Origin of the sequence: uncultured Enterovirga sp. (assembly GCF_964242715.1) — a bacterium.
GTDB lineage: Bacteria > Pseudomonadota > Alphaproteobacteria > Rhizobiales > Beijerinckiaceae > Enterovirga.
On the sequence record NZ_CAXTAZ010000076.1, the window covers coordinates 1 to 15,145 of the forward strand.

The window sequence follows — 15,145 nt, forward strand, 5'->3', positions numbered from 1 at the left end:
CTGAGGCCGTGAGAATGGGCGACGCTGGCCGCATGCAGGCCTGGGCCGGCCAATCCGCTGCCCTGGCAAGAGCGGAGCCTGCAGGTGATGTGGTGCAAAGGCTCTGGACCGAGGCTCGCGCCATTCTCACCTGAGACTTCGAGCGACATCCAGACCTATCGATTAGACAGGGAGTCCGGCCAGACGTGCGGATCTAACGTCGGCTTTCGGGCAGGCACCTGGAGTCCGCTCCTGGCGCACCCCGGCCGGCGCAAAAGTCTCGGTCGCGCAGCCTGATCGCAAGCGTCACGTCCGCAGTCACGATCGAACGCGACGGTCTGACAAGACGCGTTTGTTACCGGAGTCCGTTGAAGCGGAAGTGACAGGGATGGCTGTCAGTTCGCCGCCGTCAACTTGCATGTGAAACGCGGTTCAGCTGCGTAAGAAAGTCAGGCGTATAGAGGTTGGGCCAAAAGTCGGACTTGTAGGCCTCATGTAGCCCTGTCATGAGGCCCCTAACGTGCCACCTAAGGTGGGCAGTCGCGCGGGCTCCTGTCCGCCAATGTGTGGGAGGATCGACATGATCGTTAGCCGCAGAGTGTTCAACACCGTGCTTGCGACGGCCGTGGCTTCGCCGGCCCTCATCAAGAGCGCTGGGGCGCAGGGCGCGACCGTCAAGTTCGGGATGGTCGTGCCGGTCACCGGGGCGGCCGCCGAGTCCGGGTCCTTCGCCCAGACCGGGGCCAGGATCGCCGTTGAGCAGGTCAACAAGGCGGGCGGCATCCTGGGCAAGCCGCTCGAGCTCGTCTTCGAGGACGATCAGACCACCAACCCCGGCGCGGTGCTGGCCTTCTCCAAGCTCTCGAGCCAGCCCGACATCGTGGCGTTCCTGGGTTCCATCCGCTCGACGCAGAACCACGCCATGGCGCCGGACATGCTCAAGGCCGGCAAGCCGGTCGGCTTCGGCGGCACGGATCCCAACCTGACGAAGCTCGGCAATCCGTGGATGTTCCGCTTCCGGCCGAACGATTCCTATTCGGGCAAGGTCATCGCACAATACGGCGCGAAGGAACTCGGCAAGAAGAAGTGGGCCATCGTCCACTCGACGGACGCCTTCGGGACCGCCGGCGCCAAGGCACTCACGGAATCACTTACGGAGAACGGCGCCACGCTTGCGCTCGACCAGGGATACGCTAACCAGAGCCAGGACTTCACGCCAGTAGTTCTCGCGGTCCGTCAATCCGGCGCCGACATCCTCGGTACGTACTTTACCTTCGAGACGGATCTCGGCATCTTCGCCCGCCAGCTCCGCCAGCTCGGCGTGACCATCCCGTGGGTGGGCTCGCCCTCGATCGTCAACGTCTCGGCCCTCAAGCTCGCCGGTCCCGCGCTCTACAACACCTTCGGTGTCGCCGATTATGCGGAGGATTCCAGCGAGGCCGCGAAGGCTTTCGCAAAGTCATATCGGGAGGTCCGCAAGGTCGCGCCCGACAACCAATCCTCCTGGACCTACGACGCCGTGACCGTCTTCGCGCTCGCCATGAACAAGGCCGGCACGACGGAGCCGAGCAAGGTGCGCGAGGCGCTCCTGGCCATCCGCGGCCACAAGGGCGCGGAGGGCGAATACAATTTCGACAAGAACGGCGACGGCCTCCACGGCTACAATATCGTCAAGAACGACAAGGGCGAGATCAAGTTCGACAAGCGGATCGATTTTTCCCCGCAGCTGGGGTGACGCTGTCCGACACGTGCGTGCTTCGGGGCCCGGCTGCGCCGGGCACCTCAGCATAAGGATCGTCGCAGCCCCTCCCGTCCTAATCCTGAGGTGCCGGCCGCAGGTCGGCCTCGAAGGACGCACAACGCCCGTGCAGGCTCACTGATGGATCTCGCTCTCCAGCTTCTCTTCACCGGGATCGGCATCGGGTCGGTCTACGCGCTCGTGGCGCTCGGCTTCGTGCTGATCTTCCGGGCGACCAACGTCGTGAACTTCGCCCAGGGCGAGTTTTCGATGGTCGCGGCGTTCATGATGGTCCTGTTCTCGCTGAAGCTCGGGTTGCCCTATTGGCTTGCCTTCCTGCTCTCGATCCTCGGCATGGCGGTGCTCGGGGCGGTGTTCAACCTCGTAGTCTACTACCCGCTCCGCCATCGCACGTACCTGCCGGTGATCATCTCGACCATCGGCGCCTCCATCCTGCTCGCGAACGGCATGCTAGCCATTCACGGGCCCGAGCCGGAGGTGCTGTCGGGCTGGTTCGAGACGCCGGGCTTCCTCGTCGGGCCGGTCTATCTCGACACCCAGTACCTCCTGATCATCGGCGTCACGGCGCTGCTGGTCGCGCTTCAATACTGGTTTTTCGAGCATACGCTGCTCGGCAAGAAGCTCCAGGCGACGTCTCAGGACAAGGAGATGGCGTCGCTGCTCGGCATCCCGGTCGCGACCATGATCATGATCACGTTCGTCTATTCCGCTGTGATCGGCGGCATCGCGGGCATCCTGGTCGCGCCGGTTCTCTTCGTGTCGATCCACATGGGCGCGACGATCGCCCTGAAGGCCTTCGCGGCCACGATCATCGGCGGCTTCGGCGACGTGACCGGCGCGATCATCGGCGGGCTGGCGCTCGGCGTGATCGAGACGTTCGGGGCCGCCTATGTGTCCGTGCCCTACAAGGATGCCTTCGCGTTCCTGGTCCTCATCGCCTTCCTGATCTTCCGACCGCAGGGCATTTTCGGCGAGCGGGTGGCGGAAAAGGCATGAGCACCTCGGCTTCCGCGCCCGCCACGCCGGTGCGTCCCCAACTGCGCTGGGGCCTTGCCGCCTATGTGGTGCTCGTCCTCGCCGCAATGACGCTCGCGATCGTCATCCCGAAGACGGGCTACATTCTCAACATCTCGATGCAGGCAACGACCTACGCGATCGCCGTGCTTGGGCTCACGGTGGTTCTCGGCCTGTGCGGCCAGATCAACCTCGCGCAGGCTGCGTTCTTCGGGCTCGGCGCCTACGCGGTCGGGATTGGCCAGACCGAATACGGGGTGAATTTCTGGATCTGCCTGCTGCTCGGGATGAGCCTTGCGGCCCTGATGGGGGCGCTGCTTGGCGCTTCCACCCTAAAGCTCGGGGGGCACTATCTCGCGATGGTAACGATCTCCTTCCAGCAGATCGTCACCCTCGTCCTCATCAATTGGATCCCGGTCACCAAGGGACCGGACGGGGTCCGCGCCATCCCGCGCCCGGCCCTGCTCGCGGATGCGAGCAACTATCTGGCGCTCTGCATCGCGGTTCTGGCCGGGTGCGGCTACCTTCTGTGGCGCCTGCGCGACATGCGGCTCGGCCGCGCGATGCGAGCCGTGCGCGACAACGAACTCGCCGCGAGCGTCGCCGGGATCGACGTCTACCGCACCAAGGTCCTGGCGTTCGCGATCTCCGCGGTGCTTGGAGGGCTCGGAGGCGGGCTGTTCGCGGGCGGCTTCGCCTACGTGAGCCCCGACCAGTTCTCGTTCGCCGAATCAGTTGTATTCCTCACGATGGTGCTGCTCGGCGGCGTATCCTCGCCGATCGGTGCCGCAATCGGGACGGGGCTCCTCATCCTCATCCCGGAATGGCTCCGCTTTTTAAAGGCCATCCCCGGCCTCTATCTCGCCATCTACGGCACGGCCGTGATCCTCATCGTGTTGTTCATGCCCGACGGGATCTGGGGTTTCATCCGCGGCCAACTCGACCGGTTCAAGCGCCGCGCCCCCGCGACCGGCGCGGCCGACGCGTTGACCTTCTCCGGCGGCGGGAGCGGGGCGGAAACCGTGCTTGAGCTGCGAAAGCTCTCTAAGCATTTTGGCGGGCTGAAGGCCGTCGACGAGGTCGATTTCACGATCCGCCGGGGCGGGGTCCACGCCCTCATCGGCCCGAACGGATCGGGAAAGACGACGACGCTGAACGTTCTCTCCGGCCTCTACAAGGCGACAAGCGGCAGCGTGCTCCTGAACGGCCAGGACGTCACGAACTTCCCGCCGCACGCGCGCACGATCGCCGGGCTCGGGCGCACATTCCAGAACATCCGGCTCTGGCGCACCATGACGGCGCTGGAGAACGTGGTCATCGGCGCCGAGCGGCCGGGCAGCCCCGTCCTCGAGGACAAGGACGCGCTGGTTGCGCGTGCCCGCGCCGCGCTCGCCTTCGTGGGCCTCGACGGCCGCGCGGACGAATTGGTGTCGGGCTTCTCCTACGGCCACCAACGCGCGGTCGAGATCGCCAGGGCGCTCGCGGCCGATCCCGTCCTGCTGCTCCTCGACGAACCGGGCGCCGGCCTGAATTCGTCCGAGAAGGTCGAGCTGCGCAATCTCCTGAAGCGCATATCGGCCCGCGGCCTCACCATCCTCATCATCGACCACGACATGACGCTCGTCAGCGAGGTGGCCCAGCACATTACGGTGCTGAATTTCGGCCGCCGGATCGCCGATGGGTATTCGGCGGACGTGCTGCGCCATCCCGATGTCGTCGCGGCCTATCTTGGAACGGCGCCCGATGTCGCTGCTTGAACTCCGCAACCTGCTCGTCCTGTACGGATCGAACGAGGCCGTCCACGACGTCTCGCTGACGGTCGAGGCGGGCGAGGTCGTCACGCTCCTGGGCTCGAACGGCGCCGGCAAGTCCACGACGCTGCGGGCCATCTCCGGCCTGGTGAAGCCGAGCTCCGGGGACATCCTGTTCGATGGCCGGTCCATCGCGGGGATGAAGCCGGAGGAGATCGTTCGGCTCGGCATCGCGCATGTCCCCGAGGGGCGGCGGGTCTTTCCCGGGCTCTCCGTGAAGGAGAACATCATGCTCGGCGCCTCGAACCGCGCCGGCATGAAGAGCGCGGAGATCGCCCGCGAGGCGGAGGAGATGTTCGAACTCTTCCCGGACATCCGGCGGTTCTCGGGCGCGCTCGGCTGGACGCTGTCCGGCGGGCAGCAGCAGATGGTCGCGGTCGCGCGCGGCCTCATGGCGAAGCCACGCCTCCTGCTTCTCGACGAGCCCTCCCTCGGTCTCGCCCCCGTCATCGTGCAGGCGGTCTTCGCCATCATTGCGGAGATCCGCCGGCGCGGCACCACGGTGCTACTCGTCGAGCAGAATGCCCGGATGGGCCTCTCGATCGCGGATCGCGGCTACGTGTTGGAGACCGGCCGTCTCGTTCTCTCAGGAAAACCGGGGGAGCTGTGGGGCAACGAAGAGATCCGGGCCGCCTATCTCGGCGGACGGACGATGGCGACCGTCTGACGCTGTCCAACACTCCCGTTTGTCGCTCCAAGGGGTGAGGTGGATTACGTCAATAGATGTGACCAGGTCAGGGAGGGGATGCCGTCTGCCGAGGGCAGGAGCGGGTGAAGCGCTCTGGTGGAACTCGACCGTTTCTCGAGCACGTTCGGTTCAAAAGGTTGAAGCGGTTGTAGCCTCGTCGGGTCTGACGAATGTCCGGATAAGGGCCGCGAGTCAAGGTCCGCTTGTGGCGCGACTCGGAAGTTGGCCGCGATCGATGGATGTTGCGGGCCGAAACGCCGGCCGAGTCACGGAGCAGCAAACGTCCGACAGACCTTATGCGGGTCATGGCCCGTCAGCACGTCCAGGCGGTAAACGTCTGTCCTCGATCTTGCGGTGACGGTTCCGAACCCGGCCGCTTGCGCGATGAAGCCCTCTGCTGCCTCGTCGCCGGTGAGCGGATAATGCGTCTCGCCTGTCCAATGTACTAGGATGACGTCGCCGCCCGGCCGCAGGCTGTCCCTTACGCGTCTGGCCAGGCGGGTGACGTCACCTGCGTCGAGGTAATAGATCACCTCAGACAGAAGGATCAGGTCGAAGGTGCCGTCCGGCCAGTCGCCCGGAACTTGTCCGCAGACGAACGCGACGTGGTTCAGCTCGCGGCAGCGTTCACGTGCGCGGTCGAGTGCCGCCTCGGCAACGTCGAGCGCGATGAGCGTGTCACAGCATTGCGCCAGCTGCCGCGTCAGAACCCCGATGGAGCAACCGACTTCGAACGTCGAGGCGTAGTGGGGTTTCGGTAGTGCGCCGAGCGTCGCGTCGTACTTGGCGCGCTCGTAATCGCTCGTCTCGAACCGCCACGGGTCAGGGTCAACCGCGTAGCGCTCGTCGAAGTAGCTGGGCGGAATGGATGTTGTGTAGCGGCTCATCGGGAGACATCCAGGTAGATCTCGAACGTGCGCATGAAGCGCTGGAGCATGGCGGGGTCCAGCCGGAAGCCGCTCGGGTCGTCGTCGATCAGGTCCGTGATCTAGGAGCGGTGGGACGCGACCGCGGCGCGCTTGGCATCGAGGTGGTGCGAAACGTCCAGCCGGACGCCAAGCGGTGAGTCGCCGACGTCCGTATACGGAGGCAGGGACCATCCCCAGACCGGGTACTCCATGAGTCTCACCCAGGGAGCGCGCTCGCGGGCCAGCCTCACGATGGCGGCTGCGGCCTTGTGATCGCAATGCGGGTCGTGGACCCAGGTCACGAGGACCGTATCGGCCCCGCTTTCGCCGATGGCGTCGGCGATCCGGTCTGCCGCGGTCCCGGCATCCGTCCCGCACCTTGGTACGAACCTGTCTGGCAAACCTAGGAAGCTGACATGATCGGTCCCGAGGCCGAGGGCTCGCGCGGCGTCGAGCGTCTCCCGTTCGCGAAGGCGCCTCAGGCGGTCCGGAGGATGGCTCAGCGAGTTCGGGTGAGAGCCGACCCCGTCGCTGAGGATCACGACGCGGACCGACAGGCCAAATGCGCAGGCCTGGGCAATCAGCCCTCCGCATCCAAGGCTCTCGTCGTCGGGATGCGGCGCGACCACCACGACGCCTCTCCCGCCGGCGATCTCGTCGAGACTTGCCAATGGTAGCGCCTCTGCGGCCGCCAGGAACGCGTCTGCCCTCATGGCTGCCAGATATCGCCCGCGTCCTCGGGAGCGGATAGGACCTCCGCTGCCGCTGTCGTAAGCGCGCGGTCGGGCGCGGGCTGGCGCAGATACGTTGCGAGGTCCCGCGACCGCCGTTCGAGCGGATGGCCGCGCAAGAAGCCCTGGAGGCCGACCGAGCGTTGCGCGAGCTGCAGCACATCGAGGCCGGCGCGTTCGACCGCGAGTCGGGCGAGGTTCACGAAGGCGATGATCCTATCCGGCTGCAGCGCGTTCTCGGCCACGACGTTGGCAGCGCGCTCAACCCAGTGTCGCGCGGTCTCGACCGCGATGGCACCCTCGCCAAGCCGGGCCAGCTGGTGCGGGTCGGCACCTCTGCCTGCGGAGCCGACGTGCCGACGCCAGGCGTCGAACACCGCCTCGACACCGCCGAGCTGGACGGCTGCGAAGCGCCAGGCTCCGCCCGAGAAGTGAGGCTGGCGGTGGTAGTCGTCCGGTTCGCCCAGCACCGCGTCCAGCGTGACGTTAAGGCCGGTAAAATCCAGCGTGCCGGTCGCGGAAGCCCGCATTCCTTGGGCCTGCCAAGCGGAGAGGTCGGCGCGCATGCCGACATCGAGCAACACGATGAGCATAAGCGGCGCGTCGCTCGGCTTTCGTCTCGCAGTGACCAGCGCGCGGGTGACGTATCCGGCTCCCGACGCGTAGGTTTTCACACCCTCGAGAAGAAGCCCGGCTCCGGAATTGGACAGGGTCAATCCACCCTGTGGCGGCTCCGTGTTCCAGACCCCGAAAAGGTGACCGTTGGCCGCGTCCGCAAACAGACGCCGCCTCTGCCCCGGGTCGCCGTAGCGGGCGACGAGTTGCAGCGCGTTCACGTGACCTTCGTAGATGCGACCGAGCGCGAGGCTGCCATAGCCCACGAGCCGGAGGACATGGGCGAGGTCGCCGGAGCCAGGCTCCTCCCCTAGCCCGGCACCCCCGGCGGCGAACGGGACCGGGGCGGCAATGAGGCCCGCCTCGGCGAGGTCGCTGACGTCCTCTGACGGAAAACCGCCGTCGTGATCGTGCACGTCCGCCCGCTGGGCGGCCAGAGAGGACGCCCGACGCGCCGCGCCGACGGCGTGGAAGGCGAGGCGAAGCGGCGTTCTCACGTCCATGGCGATCTCACGTCCGTGCCCGCTCTACCCGCGTCGGCGCCAGGCTGACGGGCGACGCCGGCGCGACCGAACGCCAGGTTGCGAGGAGCCGGCCGCGGCCGCGATAATAGGCCAGGGCCGTGCGAGCGAGCCCGATATTCGCCGGAAGTGCCGCCGGCCTGAGTGGACGGTAGCCTAGCATGGGGCTTGCCGCCTCAACCGTTGTCAGCACCGAGCCGATGGCCGAGGTCGCAGCGACGGAGCGCGCCGTGGCCGGCCCGAGACCAAGCCACGGGGCCCAGAGGAAGTGCCGGGACAGCTTGTGCTCAGCATGGAGACGCCGCAGCCGGCGTTTCCATGCGTACCGGAAGAGGGCCCGGGACAACGACTCTAGTCGGTGATCGCAAGGGCTGTCCGGCATCTCGCAGCGCAGCTGCATCGTGTCGGCGGCGCCACCCGCCGCGCGACCTTGCAGCCGGCCGGAGGTCGTGACCGTGACGAGAGGGTCGTGGCGCACGAGCGCGTCTCTCGACAGGAGCGACGTCACGAATGCGCGGTCCTCGCCAAGCGCGAGCGGCGGCATGCCGCCCACGCGGCGATAGGCGCCAAGCCGCACCGCGAGCGTCGCGCCAGAGGTCGTCCAGTGACGTGGCCACGGATCGTGGCGCACAGGATCGATCAGGCTCTCCAGCTCGATCAGGAGCTTTTCGTAGGCTCCCTCCAAGCGGCTGCGAGCGAGCAGGGCAGCCGGGAGGTGCGAGGCGTCCTCCTCGTCCAACGCGATCCGGCCCGCGACCGCGTCCGCGCCTGCCGCCACCGCGGCGAGGTTGCGGGCGATCCAGTCCGTCGAAACGCGGCTGTCCGCGTCAGTCGTCAGTATGATGCCTGGCGCGGCATCGGTCTCGTCCAGCCAGGTCGCTGCGGCTTCCATCGCTTCGCGGCGCGCCCAGCCTGCATTGGCGCCAGCAAAATCCCGCTCGATCAACCGGAGGGGAAAACGGAGCTGCGGCTTTAGCGTTGAGACGATCTGCTCAGTGCCGTCCGTGCAATTGTTGAGAAGCAGGACGACCCCGAAGCCAGTTGCCTCCACCCCCCTCTGGCGGTCGAGCGCCATGAGACAGTCCGCCATTCGCTCGGCCTCATTGCGGACGGGTATAGCGACCACGGCCCTAAGCCGCGGGGGAACTTCAGCGCTCATCGACAGGGCACTCCGGCGCGCCGGGACGCCTTTGCCGGCAAGCGTCCTACAACCGCCCCTCGGCCAGCCAGTTCACGTAGAAAAACATGACGACGTTCACATTTTGGAGGGACCAGCATTCACGGGGCAGTCCAACCCCACTCGCCACCGCTATCGGGATGTGGTTGAGGGGGGCACGAGAGCCAAGCGTTGCATGCTTGAGTCCGGCGCGGTTCCGGCCCCGGTAAGCCACCCGTAACGGGTATATATCGAGCGCCGAGGGAGTTACAGTTCTATCGAGGCTTGAGCGTCTGCTTTCGGGCAGCCAGCTGATGTCCGGTTTTGGCGCACTTGCGACTTGGTCACAAACACCGAAGGCCGCACTTGATCAGCATAACACTCCTGACCCGGGCGTTCTTCTCAAGGCTCGATCTCAGCTCGACGGCAAAGCCACTCGTGATCGATCCCCAGATCGGTTGAAGGCCTATGGACTGGCCGTGATGTTGGCGTCCTTCGCGACCTTGCCCCATCGATCGATCTCGGATTTCAGAAAGCCCGAGAATTCATCGCGGCTGTTGTAGGTAAGCGGCTCAACCCCAGCCTCCCTCAACCGCCTCAACACGATGGGGTCGTTCGAGGCGTCGGTGAACACCCGGTGCAATCGGTCGGCGAGCGCGGTTGGCATCTTGGCTGGCGCCATGATGGCGAACCAGTTCACGGCTCCCGACAGAGCGGCCGAGCCGGCCTCGCCCGCCGATGGCACATCCGGCAGCAGGGCGCTGCGGTCCTTGCTGGTCACCGCCAGCGCACGAAGCCCGCCCGAGTTGACGAAACTCTGGACGGCTGGAAAGTCCATGACGATGGTGTTCACGTGCCCAGCGACCGCGTCCGTCGTGGCTGGCGCGCCGCCTCGATAGGGGACGTGGACGAGCTTGGTCTGTCTTCCGGCCTTCAGGAGCTCGATTGTCAAATGGGACAGCCCGCCGATTCCGGCGGACGCGATCGTGACCTCGCTTTTGGCCGATAAGTCGAGGAGTTCCTTGAGCGACGTCGCATTGACCGACGGATGCACCGCGAGGACTTGCGGCGTCATGGCGATAAGCGCGATCGCGGTAAAATCCTTCTGCGGATTGAAGCGCAGGTTCGGAACCGTGGCGGGGCTGACCGAGAGCGTGCTCGCGCTGCTGACGAACAGCATATGCCCATCCGGCTTGCTTCGCATCACGGTCTCGGCCGCAAGAGCTCCGGACGCGCCGGATTGGTTGACGACCAGCACCGGCCCGCCGAGCGTCTCCGCAACCTTGTCGGCGAAGATGCGGGCGATCAGGTCGACCGACCCGCCAGCCGCGAATCCGACGACGAGCCGTACGGGCTCCGAGGGATAGCGCTGAGCCACAGCCGAGGACGAACAGGCGCAAAGCGCCAGAACGAGCGGCAATGAGCTAAGGAATTTTCGCGATATCGGCATGGTCCTACCCTTCTTCGCATTGTTGTTGATTAGGCTGTTCCAGCTACGTCTGCCGTCGCACGCCTTCGTGCTCTGTCATGTCGGCCCGGCAGCATCGCGGCCGAGGCAACCCGCCCTCAGCACGTCAGCCGCATCGGGGAGATCAGGCGTGCCGAGGCTCAGGGCCAGCAGATCCTCGGCTTGTTCGTTCCCCAGGCTGAGCCGCGCGAGCGCCCGGAACTTGGCTGTCAGCTGATCGTCGGTCATCGGATTGCTGACGCTGCCCGTCGCGTCCGACGTGAACCGCTTTACGGTCCGCCCGCCGCGGAGCCGCAACTCGACCTCCGCTTGATTGCCGAGCAGCCCCGGATCTGGCGTTGCAGCGGTTTTCTCCTGTAGGCTTCTCACCGCCTGGTGGGAGATGCAGGCGAGTGCGCCCTGATCGAGCCCGGCCGACCCGGTCACCAAGGCGGCCGCGACCCAGTGGAATAGGCTCACCTGCGCGTCGGCCTCCGTCTCGGGCAGCTTGCGCCAGCAGAGATTCAGCGCGTCCGGATGAACCCGAAGCTCCACAGCTTCGATCCCCGACGCGTCGACGCCCTCCGCCCGGATCAGATGGAGGCAGGCATCGATGGCGGGATGGATCACGATCCCGCAGGGGTATGGCTTGTAGGCGTTGTTCAGCACCTCGTAACGGGAGCCAAGTCCGTCCATGATCGGAGCGGCGTCCCGTCCGCCGGTGAGAACCTGCAGAAGACCGTTCCGTCCGTCGACGGAGCCCGGGCCGCAATCGAAACCGGAGCCGGCCATGTAGGCGGCGACGAGCCCGTTCCGGGCTGCGACACCTGGAACATAGGTTAGGGCCATACTGCCATGCGTGGCCCGGGTTCCGCAGGCTTGAGCCGCAGCGAGGCCAATCGCCCAGACGAACCCGTCCTGATCGAGTCCCAGCAGACGCGCCACTGCCGCGGCCGCGCCGATGCCGCCCGACAGGCCCGTCATGTACCAGCCGAGATGGCTCCCTCCGGCAGAAATTGCCATGCTGACCCGGCATTCGAGCTCCGTCCCGACCATCAGCGCAGCGAGGAGGTCCTTCCCGGGCACCGGCCTCCCGGCCGAGCTGAGTTCAAAAGAGACGGCAGCAAGAGCCGCGGCAACGGGGCCGGTCGGGTGGGTGATGGTTGCGAGATGCGTATCGTCGAAGGTGTGGGCCGAGGCACTCAAGCTCCCGAGGAGCGCCGCATCACCGAGCCCGAACCGTTCCTCGCGTGCGAGCAGCGGCACAGAGCCGGCCGACCCCATCGACCGCACACCCCGGATGGCGGCGGCCACGGTCGAGGTCGATGCTCCGCCCGTGGCGCAGCCGACATGGTTCAGCCAAGCGCGCCCCGCCTCGCGGCGGATCTCGGCGGGAAGTTCCTCCCAACGTGCCGTCCTGGCGAATTCCGCCATAGTCTCGGCGACCGGTACACCATCCGGCGACATCCCCATGAACTCCCCTGATCCGATCCTTCGTCGGACGACCTGAGATCGCCGGACACGGTTGTTGCTACGTGACTCCGAACTCGGTCAGCACGCACTCGACGACGTCGCGGGGCGGCGTGCGGAAGTGCGACGTCGGTGCCTCGCTCTTGGCGATGCCCGCGTAGCGGCGCAGATTGACGAGCGTCTCCGCCATCTTCAGGCCGCAGGCGGTCACTTCGAGCACCGGGACACCGGTATTCGGGACCTTGAAGAAGCTGTGTCTCTGGAAGGCCGGCCCGAACAGCTGCCCTCCGGCGATGATCACGTCGGCGCCGTCCTCGACGCATTCGCGGGCGGTCTTCTCGAATGCCGTCAGGAACTGGTCGTCCTTGCCTTCGATGCAGCGCATCAGGGCACCGTAATTTTCCTGGACCGATCCCCCGAAGCGGCGCACGGGCCGGCGCGCGATCGCACGGCTCTCCAGCCCATACACGCGCATGTTGTTCTCGATGACGGGAACGTAGCCGTCATGCACGGTCAGCATCGCGAATTTGCGGCCCAGGGTGCCGGCCAGCATCATCGCCGATTCCCCTGGTCCCGCGACCGGGATGCCAGCGGCTTCGCGCGCCGCGAACAGGCCGGGATCCCAATGGCCGCCGACCACGGCGCCATGATGACCGTTCCGCTCCGCCTCGAGAATATCGCTGACGACATAGACGTCGTTCAGCATGCCCAGGTAGATCGAGGTCAGGTGCGATGTGGTTTTCTTCAACCAGCCGATCGTCACCTGAACGTTCTCGCCCATGATGTGGTGAGTATAAGCGCTCAGACTCTCATCCAGGAGCTCTCCCTGGTCGGTCCGCCCCGGCAGGCTCTTCGTGAGACCGATCGGCCAGTACAGCCGCACGACATCCTGAACCAAGCGCGCCTCCCCGTTCTGCTCTGCAGAACTTACGTTCCAGTTTCGTCATTCTCTGGTCCCTGTCAATCCCGTTTCTGACCCGTTCCGAGCGCTTGACACCCGAGCGGCGCAGTAGAATAGAACGATTGTTTCGTAGAGCGGAACGTTGTGGAGCGGGCTGGCTCTGGTGCGTCGCGTGTTCGAAGCGAGGCTGTCGGGTCGAGGAGATTGGGCGGTGGTGAGGTCGGATGCGACGATCGGCTTCGTGGGCCTTGGTGTCATGGGCGAGCCCATGTGCCGCAACATGGCCGCGAAGAGCGGACGAAGCGTTGTCGGCTACGACTCCCGGCCCGACCCCCTAGCGCGGCTTGCCGCATTCGGTGTCGACGCCGCCACGAGCCTGGACCAGGTGGCCGCGGAAGCGGGCATCATTTGCCTCGTCCTTCCGAGCGGTCGCCATGTCGAGGCCGTGTGCTCCGGCCCGGGCGGGCTGCTCGAGAGCGCTCGCCCGAACACGCTGATCGTGGATCTCGGCACGTCGCCCGTCGACCTGACGCGGGAACTCGCTGCGCGGTTTTCCGAGAAGGGCTGCACCTATGCGGATGCACCGATCGCCCGCACCCGGCAGGCGGCAGAAGAGGGCACGCTCAGCATCATGGTGGGAGCCGACCAGGCCGTCTTCGTCTTTCTCGAGCCCTTGCTGCGCACCATGGCGAGCGACGTCACCCTGTGTGGGCCGGTCGGATCGGGACAGATGGTTAAGATCCTGAACAACATGGTCCTCGTCGAGACCGTCGTGGCTCTCTCGGAAGCCATTGCCGTCGCCCGGCGGGCGGGACTGGACGACCGCTTGCTGCTGGAGACCCTGAGCAAGGGATCCGCCGACAGCTTCGCCCTGCGCAACCACGGTATGAAGGCGATCCTGACCGGAGCCTTCCCGGAGCGGGCCTTCTCGACGGATTACGCCAGGAAGGACCTGTCCTACGCGCTCGCGCTGGGCAAGGAACTCGGCGTCGACATGCCCGGCGCCCGCAACGCTGACGAACTCTTGCGGGTGGCCTCGGACCAGGGCTATGGCGACCTCTATTGGCCGGTGGTCAGCCGCATCCTCGACCCCGCAGACTAGGCCCGAGGAGACTCACGTGACCGGCTCTCGCCCCTCTCCGGGCAAGCAGGACGGAGTGGCAGCGGTCGACCGGGCGCTGGCGATCCTAGAAGCGCTGACCGTGAGGTCCTCGCCGGCGACACTGGCGGACATCGCCCAGGACACCGCCTTCTACAAGAGCACCATTCTCCGCCTTCTGGCCTCGCTCGAGTCGTCAGGCTACGTCGTCCGGCTCAGGGACGGCCGCTACGGCCTGGGCGGATCAGCCTTCCGGCTCGGGCTCGCCTACAGCCGTCAAAATGCTCTCGAACAGCACGTGCTGCCGGTCCTTCGCGACTTGGTCGACCAGGGTACCGAGAGCGCCTCCTTCCATGTCCGGCACGGGTCGGAGACGCGGCTCTGCCTGTTCCGCGTTCATTCCGGGCACTCGACATTGGACCGAGTCGAAGCCGGCAACGTGCTGCCGCTCGATCGCGGTGCGGCCGGTCGCATGTTGCTCGCCTTCGCTCCCGAATCCGGTCACGAGGGCGAGGCTCTCCGCAAGGCCGGCTTGGCGCTGTCCATGGGGGAGCGGGACCCGAGCTGCGCCGGTCTGGCTGCTCCCGTCCTCGGGCCATCCGGGGAGATCGCCGGCGCCCTTTCCCTGTCTGGTCCCGGCGAACGGTTCACCTCTGAGGCCGTCGAGCGGATGGGCCACTTGCTGCGTGAGGCGGCCGAGCGTCTGAGCGCAGCGCTCCGCGGGGGCGGCGGGGGCCGGCGGAACACGGTCAGCGCTGGAGACCGCTGACGCCCAAGCGCAGGACGGCGGAACGCTGCCCTGCATGCCGGCCTCAGTGAAGCCCGGCTGTGCGGCAATACGGAAAGCCCAATCGTGAACCGCCCGACATGCGCCGCCCTTGGTGGTAAAAGGTGTCCATAGCCTTGGGGGGCCGCCGTCCAGGTTCCTCGAATTGCCGCCATGCTTGCGAGACCAGAGGTCCGCTTCCCGGCAGTGAGCCAATGTCGGCTCTTGCCGCACAGCGGAATCAGGACACGCTCGACGCAAAGTTCCAGAGTAAACGCTT

Annotated in this window: 13 protein-coding genes; 6 read left to right on the plus strand and 7 right to left on the minus strand. The window is 66.3% G+C overall.

Annotation, left to right across the window (positions count from 1 at the left end):
• Window positions 1-559 precede the first annotated feature (559 nt).
• The 4 genes from ACFE87_RS23280 to ACFE87_RS23295 all read left to right on the plus strand — a co-directional run bounded on the left by ACFE87_RS23280 (window position 560) and on the right by ACFE87_RS23295 (window position 5,230).
• Window positions 560-1,714: an ABC transporter substrate-binding protein gene (locus ACFE87_RS23280; protein WP_375462045.1), complete on the plus strand. Its 1,155-nt coding sequence runs from the start codon at window positions 560-562 to the stop codon at window positions 1,712-1,714.
• A gap of 144 nt (window positions 1,715-1,858) precedes the next feature.
• A complete protein-coding gene (locus ACFE87_RS23285; RefSeq protein ID WP_375462046.1) occupies window positions 1,859-2,734 on the plus strand; it encodes a branched-chain amino acid ABC transporter permease in 876 nt (291 codons plus the stop codon).
• A complete protein-coding gene (locus tag ACFE87_RS23290) occupies window positions 2,731-4,509 on the plus strand; it encodes an ATP-binding cassette domain-containing protein (RefSeq protein WP_375462047.1) in 1,779 nt (592 codons plus the stop codon). Before ACFE87_RS23285 ends, ACFE87_RS23290 begins: the two co-directional genes overlap by 4 nt.
• The gene (locus tag ACFE87_RS23295; protein WP_375462048.1) at window positions 4,496-5,230 is read left to right on the plus strand and encodes an ABC transporter ATP-binding protein; all 735 of its coding nucleotides are present in this window, start codon (window positions 4,496-4,498) and stop codon (window positions 5,228-5,230) included. Before ACFE87_RS23290 ends, ACFE87_RS23295 begins: the two co-directional genes overlap by 14 nt.
• A 287-nt stretch (window positions 5,231-5,517) precedes the next feature.
• Here the strand turns inward: ACFE87_RS23295 and ACFE87_RS23300 are convergent, their stop codons facing one another.
• From ACFE87_RS23300 to ACFE87_RS23330, 7 genes are all read right to left on the minus strand, one after another.
• A complete protein-coding gene (locus tag ACFE87_RS23300; RefSeq protein WP_375462049.1) occupies window positions 5,518-6,138 on the minus strand; it encodes a class I SAM-dependent DNA methyltransferase in 621 nt (206 codons plus the stop codon).
• 101 nt (window positions 6,139-6,239) lie between these two features.
• A complete protein-coding gene (locus tag ACFE87_RS23305; protein WP_375462050.1) occupies window positions 6,240-6,872 on the minus strand; it encodes a PIG-L deacetylase family protein in 633 nt (210 codons plus the stop codon).
• Complete coding sequence (locus ACFE87_RS23310) at window positions 6,869-8,008, minus strand: acyl-CoA dehydrogenase family protein (protein WP_375462051.1); 1,140 nt, start codon at window positions 8,006-8,008, stop codon at window positions 6,869-6,871. Before ACFE87_RS23310 ends, ACFE87_RS23305 begins: the two co-directional genes overlap by 4 nt.
• 7 nt (window positions 8,009-8,015) lie before the next feature.
• Window positions 8,016-9,185, minus strand: a complete 1,170-nt coding sequence (locus tag ACFE87_RS23315) for a glycosyltransferase (RefSeq protein WP_375462052.1) — start codon at window positions 9,183-9,185, stop codon at window positions 8,016-8,018.
• A 463-nt stretch (window positions 9,186-9,648) separates the two neighbouring features.
• Window positions 9,649-10,632, minus strand: a complete 984-nt coding sequence (locus tag ACFE87_RS23320; protein ID WP_375462053.1) for a Bug family tripartite tricarboxylate transporter substrate binding protein — start codon at window positions 10,630-10,632, stop codon at window positions 9,649-9,651.
• Window positions 10,633-10,707: 75 nt separating this feature from the next.
• The gene (locus ACFE87_RS23325) at window positions 10,708-12,096 is read right to left on the minus strand and encodes an MmgE/PrpD family protein (protein WP_375462054.1); all 1,389 of its coding nucleotides are present in this window, start codon (window positions 12,094-12,096) and stop codon (window positions 10,708-10,710) included.
• Window positions 12,097-12,160: 64 nt separating this feature from the next.
• Window positions 12,161-12,997, minus strand: a complete 837-nt coding sequence (locus ACFE87_RS23330) for an aspartate/glutamate racemase family protein (protein WP_375462055.1) — start codon at window positions 12,995-12,997, stop codon at window positions 12,161-12,163.
• Window positions 12,998-13,211: 214 nt separating this feature from the next.
• On the opposite strand from ACFE87_RS23330, the gene ACFE87_RS23335 reads away from it, so the two are divergent.
• Together ACFE87_RS23335 and ACFE87_RS23340 are read left to right on the plus strand one after the other, a co-directional pair.
• Window positions 13,212-14,102 carry an NAD(P)-dependent oxidoreductase gene (locus ACFE87_RS23335; protein ID WP_375462056.1) on the plus strand — a complete coding sequence of 297 codons (891 nt, stop codon included), beginning with the start codon at window positions 13,212-13,214 and terminating at the stop codon, window positions 14,100-14,102.
• Window positions 14,103-14,118: 16 nt separating this feature from the next.
• A complete protein-coding gene (locus ACFE87_RS23340; protein WP_375462057.1) occupies window positions 14,119-14,868 on the plus strand; it encodes an IclR family transcriptional regulator in 750 nt (249 codons plus the stop codon).
• Window positions 14,869-15,145: the final 277 nt, after the last annotated feature.

What these genes read in the sequence shown, in the direction of transcription:
- ACFE87_RS23280 (WP_375462045.1), top strand. Translation starts at nt 560, where the DNA reads ATGATCGTTAGCCGCAGAGTGTTCAACACCGTGCTTGCGACGGCCGTG.
- ACFE87_RS23285 (WP_375462046.1), top strand. Translation starts at nt 1,859, where the DNA reads ATGGATCTCGCTCTCCAGCTTCTCTTCACCGGGATCGGCATCGGGTCG.
- ACFE87_RS23290 (WP_375462047.1), top strand. Translation starts at nt 2,731, where the DNA reads ATGAGCACCTCGGCTTCCGCGCCCGCCACGCCGGTGCGTCCCCAACTG.
- ACFE87_RS23295 (WP_375462048.1), top strand. Translation starts at nt 4,496, where the DNA reads ATGTCGCTGCTTGAACTCCGCAACCTGCTCGTCCTGTACGGATCGAAC.
- ACFE87_RS23300 (WP_375462049.1), bottom strand. Translation starts at nt 6,138, where the DNA reads ATGAGCCGCTACACAACATCCATTCCGCCCAGCTACTTCGACGAGCGC.
- ACFE87_RS23305 (WP_375462050.1), bottom strand. Translation starts at nt 6,872, where the DNA reads ATGAGGGCAGACGCGTTCCTGGCGGCCGCAGAGGCGCTACCATTGGCA.
- ACFE87_RS23310 (WP_375462051.1), bottom strand. Translation starts at nt 8,008, where the DNA reads ATGGACGTGAGAACGCCGCTTCGCCTCGCCTTCCACGCCGTCGGCGCG.
- ACFE87_RS23315 (WP_375462052.1), bottom strand. Translation starts at nt 9,185, where the DNA reads ATGAGCGCTGAAGTTCCCCCGCGGCTTAGGGCCGTGGTCGCTATACCC.
- ACFE87_RS23320 (WP_375462053.1), bottom strand. Translation starts at nt 10,632, where the DNA reads ATGCCGATATCGCGAAAATTCCTTAGCTCATTGCCGCTCGTTCTGGCG.
- ACFE87_RS23325 (WP_375462054.1), bottom strand. Translation starts at nt 12,096, where the DNA reads ATGTCGCCGGATGGTGTACCGGTCGCCGAGACTATGGCGGAATTCGCC.